General features: G+C 73.2%; 5 protein-coding genes. All 5 read left to right on the forward strand.

Annotated features, from left to right (window positions below):
* The first annotated feature begins 96 nt into the window (after positions 1 to 96).
* The 5 genes from ACWEVO_RS18840 to ACWEVO_RS18860 are packed head-to-tail and all read left to right on the forward strand — an operon-like array spanning position 97 to position 9919.
* Positions 97 to 324, forward strand: coding sequence for an acyl carrier protein (locus ACWEVO_RS18840; RefSeq protein WP_452308821.1), 228 nt, complete (start codon positions 97 to 99; stop codon positions 322 to 324).
* A 26-nt stretch (positions 325 to 350) separates the two neighbouring features.
* The gene (locus ACWEVO_RS18845; RefSeq protein ID WP_452308822.1) at positions 351 to 1304 is read left to right on the forward strand and encodes a TauD/TfdA family dioxygenase; all 954 of its coding nucleotides are present in this window, start codon (positions 351 to 353) and stop codon (positions 1302 to 1304) included.
* 1 nt (position 1305) lies between these two features.
* Positions 1306 to 1494 (forward strand): MbtH family protein, encoded by a 189-nt coding sequence (locus ACWEVO_RS18850; RefSeq protein WP_452308823.1) that lies wholly within the window; start codon positions 1306 to 1308, stop codon positions 1492 to 1494.
* A complete protein-coding gene (locus ACWEVO_RS18855; protein ID WP_452308824.1) occupies positions 1491 to 4613 on the forward strand; it encodes a non-ribosomal peptide synthetase in 3123 nt (1040 codons plus the stop codon). The genes ACWEVO_RS18850 and ACWEVO_RS18855 overlap by 4 nt, the downstream gene beginning before the upstream one ends.
* Positions 4613 to 9919 carry an amino acid adenylation domain-containing protein gene (locus ACWEVO_RS18860; protein WP_452308825.1) on the forward strand — a complete coding sequence of 1769 codons (5307 nt, stop codon included), beginning with the start codon at positions 4613 to 4615 and terminating at the stop codon, positions 9917 to 9919. Before ACWEVO_RS18855 ends, ACWEVO_RS18860 begins: the two co-directional genes overlap by 1 nt.
* Positions 9920 to 9935: the final 16 nt, after the last annotated feature.

Consider the following 9935-nt stretch of genomic DNA (forward strand, 5'->3'; position numbering starts at 1 on the left):
CCGGCTGGCAGGTGTTCACGGGCCCGACGTTCAAAGTGCCGATCCCGAAGGGATGGCGGGCGAGTGCCGGCTCCGACTACGTCCGTCTCTACGAGCGTGGACGACGACTTCTTCGCCCTCGGCGGCAACTCACTGGTGGCGGTGCAGCTCATCGCCGCGATGCGCAAGGCCACCGGGGTGCGACTGCCGATGCGCAGCCTCTTCGAGACCCCCACCATCGCCGGGCTGGCCGCCCGGATCGAGGAGCTGCGCGCCGCTCAGCCCGCCGACGAGCCGGCCGCGCCGGCGGCGAATCCGACCATCCCCCGTCTGCCTCGCGCCTGATCACGAAGAACAGGAGACACCGCACCATGAGCGACACGATCGCCACGCTCCCGGTGGTCATCGAGAGCGACGGCCGGGCGCTGACCGACCTGATCGACGCCCGGCGCGCCGAGCTGCGCGCCACCCTCACCGAACACGGCGGGCTGCTCTTCCGCGGCTTCGACGTCGGCGGGGTGGACGGTTTCGACCGGGCGGTACGCGCCCTGTCGGGCGAGCCGCTGACCTACACCGAGCGTTCCTCACCCCGGCACTCCATCAAGGGCCGGGTCTACACCTCGACCGACTACCCGCCGGACGAGGAGATCTTCCTGCACAACGAGAACTCGTACCAGGCGCGCTGGCCGTTGACCCTGTTCTTCTACTGCATCACCCCGCCGGAGACCCAGGGCGCCACCCCGCTGGCCGACGTCCGCCGGGTGTACGAGGCGATCGACCCGGACGTGCGCGAGGAGTTCATCCGGCGGCGCTGGATGCTGGTGCGCAACTTCCACGGCGACTTCGGCACCCGCTGGCAGGAGGTGTTCAACACCGAGAACCGGGCCGAGGTCGAGGCGTACGCGGCGGCGAACGGGATCACCGTGGAGTGGATCGGCAAGGACGGCCTGCGTACCCGGGCGGTCCGGGACGTGGTCCACCACCGGCCCGGCTCGGACACCCCGCGCTGGTTCAACCACGCCACGTTCTTCCACGTGACCACCCTCCCGAAGGACTACCAGGAGGGCCTGCTGGCCATGTTCGGCGCCGACGGGCTGCCGTCGAACACCTACTACGGCGACGGCGGCGAGATCCCCGCCGATGTCATGGACCACCTGCGCGCCGCCTACCGGTCCGCCAGCGTCCGCTTCGACTACCACCGTGACGACGTGCTGGTGGTGGACAACATGACCGCCGCGCACGCCCGGGAGCCGTACACCGGCCCGCGCAAGATCGCCGTCGCGATGGCCGAACCGCACACCCCCGACACCCCTGGAGCGCACTGAGATGGCCGAACCCCGATTCCTGGTGGTCCGTAACGACGAGGAGCAGTACTCGATCTGGTCGGCCGACCGGGACCTCCCCGCGGGCTGGCACGACGCCGGCTTCGCCGGCACCCGCGAGGAGTGTCTGGCCCACGTCGACACGGTCTGGACGGACATGCGCCCCCGCTCGGTCCGCGAGGTCACTTCATGAGCCAGGAGTGGACCTTCCCGGCCTCCTTCGCCCAGGAGCGGGTGTGGATGGCCAACCAGCTCGACCCCGGGTCGCCGGTGTTCAACGTGTCCATCCCGTGGCTGTTCCCGGCCGGGATCGACGTGGACGCGGCCACCGACATCATCAACCAGGTGGTGGCCCGGCACGAGTCGCTCCGTACCCACCTGCGGATCGAAGACGGCGCGGTGGTGCAGGTGGTGCAGGCGCACGTGCCGGTCCCGCTGCCCGCCGACGACCTCAGCGGGCTGCCCCGGGCCGAATACCTCGAGCGGCTGGACGCGCTGCGCGCGGAGCTGGCCCGTACCCCGATCCCGCTGGACCAGCCGCCGCTGTGGCGGGCCCGGCTGGTCCGGAGCCCGGATGACCTGGTGGCGCTGCTGTTCGTGGTGCACCACGCGGTCTTCGACGGTCACTCGGCGGTGCTGTTCAAACAGGAGATCGCCGCGCTCACCGAGGCCGCGCTGACCGGCGCCACCCCCGTCGTGCCCGAGCTGCCCATCCAGTACGCGGACTTCGCGGTCTGGCAACGCGGTCAGCTCACCGGCGTGGAGCTGGACCGTCAGCTCGCCTTCTGGGTGGACCACCTGGCCGGCGCGCCCGCGGTGACCGGCCTGCCGCTGGACCGGCCCCGCCCGGCCCAGCTCGGCTTCGCCGGTGACGAGGTGCGCTTCGCGCTGCCGGACGGGCTGCTGGACCGGATCGGCGTGCTGGCGGCCGGGGCGGCGGCCACGCCGTACATGGTGCTGCTGGCCGGCTTCGCGGCGCTGCTTTCCCGGCTCTCCGGGGACACCGACGTGGTGGTCGGGGTGTCCACCGCGGGCCGGGACACTCCCGAGTTGATGTCGCTGATCGGCATGTTCGTCAACCCGGTGGCGCTGCGCTGCGACGTCTCCGGCGAGCCGACCTTCCGGGACCTGCTGGAGCGGGTCCGCGACGGCCTGCTCAACGCGATGGACCACGGACAGACCCCGTTCCAGGAGATCGTCGAAGCGGTCGACCCGCAGCGTGACCCGTCGGTGCAGCCGATCTTCCAGACCGCGCTGAACTTCATCCCGGACTCCGGCCTGGACCCGGTCGAGCTGGGCACCACCAAGGACGACCTCGCCTTCGACATCACCACCGGGGAGAGCCGCCTGGTCTACCGGACCGAGCTGTTCGACCGCTCCACCGCCGAGGCGGTCGTCGACCGGTACGTCCGGCTGCTCGACGCCGCGGTCGCCGACCCGCACCGGTCGGTCGCCGCGCTGCCGCTGCTCGCCGACGCCGACCGGGACCGGGTGCTGAGGGCCTGGAACGACACGGCGCACGAGGTGCCGCCGAGCACGCTGGTCGACGAGGTGCAGCGGCAGGCGGCCGCCACCCCGGACGCGGTCGCGCTGGTCTGCGACGGCGTGCCGCTGACGTACGCGGAGCTGAACACCGCCGCGAACCGGCTGGCCCGGCTGCTGGTGGCCCGCGGCGCCGGCCCGGAGCGCCGGGTCGCGCTGGCCCTGCCCCGCTCGTTCGAGCTGGTGGTGGCCATCCTCGCGGTGCTGAAGTCCGGCGCGGCGTACGTCCCGGTGGACACCGCCTACCCGGTGGGGCGGATCGCGTACCTGCTGGCGGACGCCGAGCCGGCCCTGGTGGTGGCCACCCCGGAGACGGCCGCGCTGGTGCCGGGGAAGGCGCTGGTGCTCGACGGGGAGGTGGGCGCCGACCAGTCCGACGCGGACCTCACCGACACCGACCGGCTCGCCCCGCTGCGCCCGGAGCACCCGGCGTACGTGCTCTACACCTCCGGCTCCACCGGCCGGCCCAAGGGCGTGGTGGTGGAACACCGCGCGGTGACCGCCTACCTGGCCTGGGCCCGGCACACCTACCCGGGCCTGGCCGGCACGGCGCTGCTGCACTCGCCGATCTCGTTCGACCTCACCGTCACCGGCCTGCTCGGCCCGCTCACCGCCGGCGGCACGGTACGCCTGGCCGCGATCGACGACCCGGCGGCCCGGGCCGGCGGCCGGCCGGCCTTCCTCAAGGTCACCCCCAGCCACCTGCCACTGCTCGACGGGGACCTGTCGCCCACCACCGATCTGGTGATCGGCGGGGAGGCGCTGACCGGCGAGCAGCTCGCCGGCTGGCGGGCCGCGCATCCCGAGGTCGCGGTGATCAACGAGTACGGCCCGACCGAGGCCACCGTCGGCTGCGTGGCCGCCCGGATCGGTCCCGGCGAACCGGTCCCGGCCGGCGCGGTGCCGATCGGCACGCCCACCTGGAACATGCGGGCGCTGCTGCTCGACGCCGCCCTCCAGCCGGTCCCGCCGGGCGTGGTCGGCGAGCTGTACGTGGCCGGCAGCCAGCTGGCCCGGGGCTACCACCGCCGGCCCGGCCTCACCGCCGAGCGCTTTCTGCCCTGCCCGTACGGGCCGCCCGGCGAGCGGATGTACGCCACCGGCGACCTGGCCCGCTGGCGGCCGGACGGCACCCTGGAGTACCTGGGCCGCCGGGACGAGCAGGTCAAGGTGCGCGGCATGCGGATCGAGTTGGGCGAGATCGAGGCGGCCCTGCTGGCCCACCCGGACGTCCGGGCGGCCGCCGCGGCGGTGCGCGTCGTGTCCGGTGAGCCGGTCCTGGTCGGCTACCTGGTCGGCCCGGCCGTCGAGGAGTCGGTCCGCGCCGAACTGGCCCGCGAACTGCCGGCACACCTGGTGCCCGGGGCGCTGGTCCGGCTCGACGCGTTGCCGCTGACCCCGAACGGCAAGCTGGACCGCGCCGCGCTGCCCGCCCCGGTGGTCACCGCCGCGGCCGAGGACAGCTACGTCCCGCCGCGCACCGCCGCCGAGGCGCTGGTGGCCGAGGTGTACGCCGAGATCCTCCAGGTGGAGAAGGTGGGCGCACTGGACGACTTCTTCGCCATCGGCGGGAACTCGCTGCGGGGCATGCGGGCGATGGCCCGGATCCGCGCCGAGGTGGACGTCGAACTGCCGATGCGGGCCTTGTTCAGCAGCCCCGTGGTGGCGGACCTGGCCGCCCAGATCGAGGAGCGGATCGCCGCCGAACTCGACGGACTCTCCGACACCGAGGTCGCCGCGCTGCTCGCGGCGGAAGAGGAACCGAGCTGATGACCGACCTGAAGGATCCGACCCGGGAAGCGGCCCGGCAGGCGCTGATCGCCCGGCGCCTACGCGCCCGCCAGGCCGCCCCCGCCGCCCGGATCACGCCCCGGCCCGCCGACGCCGAGGTGCCGCTGTCGTACGCCCAGGAGCGGGTCTGGTTCATGGACCAGCTCGCTCCGGGCGAGGCGGCGTACCACATCGCGGTGCCGCTGCGGGTGCGCGGTCCGCTCGACGTCGACGCGCTGCGCGCCGCCCTGGCCACGCTGACCGCCCGGCACGAGTCGCTGCGCACCCGCTTCCCGGCCGATTCCGACGGACGCCCCACGGTCGTGATCGAGGAGACCGTCGAGGTGCCCCTGACCATCGTGGAGGCCCCCGACGAGGCGGCCGCGCAGGCGCTGGTCGACGCGGCCGCCGCCGAACCGTTCGACCTGGCCCGCGGCCCGCTGCTGCGGGCCCTGCTGGTCCGGCTGACCGCCGACGATCACGTGCTGTTCCTCGGCAAGCACCACATCGTCGGCGACGGCTGGTCGGTGGACGTGCTGCTGCGCGACCTGATCACCCGCTACCGGGGTGGCGAGCCGCCCGCCCTGCCCGTGCAGTACGGCGACTTCGCGGTCTGGGAGGCCGACGAGCTGGCCGGCCCGCAGGCCCAGGCACACGTCGACTACTGGAAACAGCGGCTCGCCGGGATCACCCCGCTGGAGCTGCCGCTGGACCGGCCCCGCCCCGCCACCCAGACCTACCGGGGCGACTTCGTCGAGTTCACCGTCGACCGGGCCGTCCTGGACCGGCTCGGCGAGCTGACCCGCGCGGCCGGCGGCACCCTGTTCATGACGCTGCTCGCCGCGTACCAGGTGCTGCTGGCCCGGCACGCCGGGCAGGACGACTTCGCAGTCGGTGCCTCGGTGGCCGGCCGGTCCGCGCCGGAGCTGGAGAACGTGGTCGGCATGTTCATCAACATGCTGCCGCTGCGCACCGAGCTGGCCGGGGATCCCACCTTCACCGCGCTGCTGGAGCGCACGAAGCGCAGCGTGCTGGACGGTTTCGAGCACGCCGAGGTGCCGTTCGCCAAGGTCGTCCACGAGCTGGGCCTGCCCCGTGACGTCAGCCGCTCGCCGGTGTTCCAGGCCATGTTCGTGCTGCAGAACTACGAGATGGGCCGCTTCTCCGGCGTCTCCCGCAGTGACGAGGTCAGCTTCGAGTGGACCCCGATGGAGCTGCGGGCCACCCGCTTCGACTTCGAGCTGCACGCGGTCGAGGTGTCCGACGGGCTCTGGGGCAAGCTGGTCTTCAACACCGACCTGTTCACCCGGGACACCGTCGAGCGGATGGCGCACCGCTGGACCGCCCTGCTGGCCGCGGTCGCCGCCGCCCCGGACACCCCGGTCTCCCGGCTGGCGCTGCTGCCCGCCGATGAGCGGGCGCTGCTGGCCGCGTGGAACGACACCACCGCCGACTTCCCGCGTACGCAGAGCCTGCACGGTCCGATCGAGGAGCGGGCCGCCGCCACCCCGGACGCGGTGGCGCTCACCATCGAGGGACGCAGCCTCACGTACGCGGAACTGAACGCCGCCGCCAACCGGATCGCGCACCGGCTGCGCGCCACCGGGGTCGGCCCGGAGACCCTGGTCGGCGTCTGCGCCGAACGCTCGGTCGAGCTGGTCGCCGGCCTGCTCGGCGTGCTCAAGGCCGGCGGCGCGTACCTGCCGCTGGACCCGGAGTACCCGGCCGACCGGCTCGCCTTCATGGTCACCGACGCGGACGCGCGGGTGGTGCTGGTCCAGCGGCACCTGCGCGACGTGCTGCCGGAGACCACCGCCCGGCTGCTCGACCTGGACGACGCGGGCGTCTGGGCGGACCAGCCGACCACCGATCCGGAGCCGGCCGCCGGCCCCGAGCACCTCGCGTACGTCATCTACACCTCCGGCTCGACCGGCCGGCCGAAGGGCGTGCCGAACACCCACCGGGGCATCGTCAACCGGCTGGACTGGATGCAGCGGACGTACCGCCTCGGCGCGGACGACGCGGTGCTGCAGAAGACCCCGGCCAGCTTCGACGTGTCGGTCTGGGAGTTCTTCTGGCCGCTGCGCGAGGGTGCCCGGCTGGTGCTGGCCAAGCCCGGCGGCCACAAGGACGGCGGTTACCTGCGCGACCTGCTGGTCGCCGAACGGATCACCACCGCCCACTTCGTCCCGTCCATGCTCACCGTCTTCCTCGGCGAGGAGGGCATCGAGGCGGCCACCGCCCTGCGCCGGGTCATCTGCTCCGGCGAGGAGCTGCCGCTGACCTCGGCGGCGGACTTCACCGCCCGGCTGCCGTGGTGCGGGCTGCACAACCTGTACGGCCCGACCGAGGCGGCCATCGACGTCAGCGCCTGGGCCTGCGACCCGGCCCTGCTGGCGCAGGTGACCAGCGTGCCGATCGGCGCGCCGATCAGCAACCTGCGGCTGCACGTGCTGGACCCGGCCGGCGCGCAGTGCCCGGTCGGCGTCGCCGGTGAGTTGCACATCGGCGGGGTCGGGCTGGCCCGCGGCTACCACCGCCGGCCGGCGCTGACCGCCGAGAAGTTCGTCCCCGACCCGTGGTCGGGGGAGCCCGGCGCCCGCCTCTACCGCACCGGTGACCTGGCCCGCTGGGTCGTCGGCCCGGACGGTTCCGGGGTCATCGAGTTCCTCGGCCGGATCGACCACCAGGTCAAGCTGCGCGGCCTGCGGATCGAGCTGGGCGAGATCGAGAGCGCGCTGCGTGAGCAGCCCGGCGTGTCCGAGGCGGCGGTGATCGTCCGCGAGGACAGCCCCGGCGACAAGCGGCTCACCGCCTACCTGGTCGGCGGCGCCGAGCACGGCACGGTGAAGGCCGCGCTCAAGGAGACGCTGCCGGAGTACATGGTGCCGGCCGCGTTCGTCACCCTCGACGAGCTGCCGCTGACCCCCAACGGCAAGCTCGACCGCAGGGCGCTGCCCGCGCCGGTGGTCACCCGCGAGGCGTCGGTGGCGCTGGTCGAACCCCGCGACGACACCGAACGCGCGCTGGCCGCCATCTGGTCCGAGGTGCTCGGCGTGGCGACCCTCGGCATCGACGACGACTTCTTCGACCTGGGCGGGCACTCCATGCTCGCCACCCAGGTGGTCGCCAGGATCCGCAAGGCGGAGCTGGGCGGCCGGGCGGTCGGCGTGATGGACCTGTTCCAGCAGCGGACCATCCGCGACCTGGCCCGGTACATCTCGGGTGACGCAGTCGAGGAGGGCCCGCGGCGGCTGCTCTACGAGCTGACCAAGCCGATCCCCGCCGCCCAGCGGGTGCTGTCCTACGTCTGCGTCCCGTACGGCGGCGGCAGCGCGATCGTCTACCAGCCGCTCGCCGACGCGCTGCCCGCCGGGCACGCCCTGTGGTCGCTCGCCATCCCCGGCCACGACGTCGGGCTCGCCGAGGACGCCCTGCCGTTCGAGGAGCTGACCCGCCGGGTCGCCGACGAGATCCTGGAGCGGGTCGAGGGCCCGATCGCCCTGTACGGCCACTGCGGCGTGGGCAGCGCGATCATCGCCGAGGTGGCCCGCAAGGTGGAGGCCGCCGGGCGCGACCTCGAGGCCGTCTACATCGGCGCGATGTTCCCGTTCGCCCGGCCCAAGGGGCTCTTCGCCCGGGCGCGCAACCGGCTGGAGCAGCTCAAGAGCAACCGGCACTACGCCAGCTGGCTCAAGTCGATGGGCGTGGACACCGACGAGCTGGACCCGGAGCAGGCCGACCGGATCATCAGCAACATGCGGGCCGACTCCCGCGCGTCCGAGGAGTACTTCACCGGACTGCTCGACCGGCGGGCCGCCAAGCTGCGCGCCCCGATCATCTCCGTGGTCGGCAGCGAGGACCCGGTCACCGACTACTACCGCGAGCGGTACGCCGAGTGGCAGTTCCTCAGCGACACCCTCGGCCTGGTGGTGCTCGACCAGGCCGGCCACTTCTTCCTCAAGTACCGCGCCGAGGAACTGGCCGAGATCGTCACCCGGGTCCACCCGGCGGTGACCGCCGGGGACGTCACCGCGCTCGGCCCGCAGGCCCGGGGCGAGGACGCCGACTGGGTGGTGCTCGACCGGCTGCGCGTCGGGGCGGAGCGACCCGGCAAGGCCACCGTGAAGCCGAGCATGGGCCGGTTCCTGGCGGTCACCGCCGGGCAGCTCGTCTCCAGCACCGGCTCGGCGCTGACCGCGTTCGCCCTGCCGATCTGGCTGTTCAACCGGACCGGTTCGGTGGCCGACCTCGGCCTGCTCTGGGCGCTCGCGCTGATCTGCGGCGTGCTGATGCTCCCGGTGGCCGGCGCGATCGTCGACCGGGTCAGCCGCCGCCGGACCATGATGCTGGCCAGCTCCGTCGCCGGGTCGATCCAGCTGGTCCTCGCCGCGCTGCTGTGGACCGACAACCTGGTGCTCTGGCACATCTACGCGCTGGTCGCGCTCAGCTCGGTGGCCGGGTCGTTCCAGCGGATCGCCTTCCAGTCGGCGGTGCCCCAGCTGGTGCCGAAGCGCTACCTCGGCCACGCGATGGGCGTCACCCAGCTCACCACCGGCGTCGCCACCCTGCTCATGCCGGTCTTCGCGGCCGGCCTGCTCGCCGCGATCGAACTCAAGGGCATCCTGCTCGTCGACGTGGCCAGCTATGTGCTCGCGGTGGCCACCCTGGCCGTGGTCCGCTTCCCGGACCTGCTCGGCTGGCGGCCCCGGGAACGGCTGCTGGTCGCCATCGCCAACGGCCTGCGCTACTCCTGGCAGCACCGGGGCTTCCGGCTGATGCTCGGCTACTTCGCGCTGGGCAACATCTTCCTGGCCCCCGCCCTGGTGCTCACCACCCCGCTGGTGCTCTCCTTCGGCAGCCCGACCCAGGTGGCCCAGGTGGCGCTGGCCGAGGCGGTCGGCGCGGTGGCCGGCGGTGTGCTGATGTCGGTCTGGGGCGGCCCGCGCCGGCGGCGGATGATCGGCGTGCTGATCGCGAACCTCGGCACCGCGATCGGCTGCGTGCTGATCGGCCTGGACGCCTCGGTGGCGATGATCTGCGTCGGCATGTGCTGGCTGGCCATGGCGATGACCACCGCGCAGTCGATCTACGCGACCATCGTCCAGGTGAAGGTGCCGCAGCGCTTCCACGGCCGGGTGTTCAGCCTCAACCAGACGATCGCCTGGTCGACGCTGCCGATCGGGTTCGCGCTGCTCGCGCCGGGGGCCACCGCGCTGTTCGAGCCGATGCTCGCCCCGGGCGGGGCGCTCGCCGGGTCGGTCGGCGCGGTGATCGGCACCGGTAGGCGATGTCGTCGACTGTGATGAGCCGTGAGCCCTT

This window comes from Micromonospora sp. NPDC003776 (genome assembly GCF_053605645.1).

Bases quoted from the DNA above. Each gene is read 5' to 3' on its own strand.
- ACWEVO_RS18860 (WP_452308825.1), top strand. From the start codon at position 4,613: ATGACCGACCTGAAGGATCCGACCCGGGAAGCGGCCCGGCAGGCGCTG.
- ACWEVO_RS18855 (WP_452308824.1), top strand. From the start codon at position 1,491: ATGAGCCAGGAGTGGACCTTCCCGGCCTCCTTCGCCCAGGAGCGGGTG.
- ACWEVO_RS18845 (WP_452308822.1), top strand. From the start codon at position 351: ATGAGCGACACGATCGCCACGCTCCCGGTGGTCATCGAGAGCGACGGC.
- ACWEVO_RS18850 (WP_452308823.1), top strand. From the start codon at position 1,306: ATGGCCGAACCCCGATTCCTGGTGGTCCGTAACGACGAGGAGCAGTAC.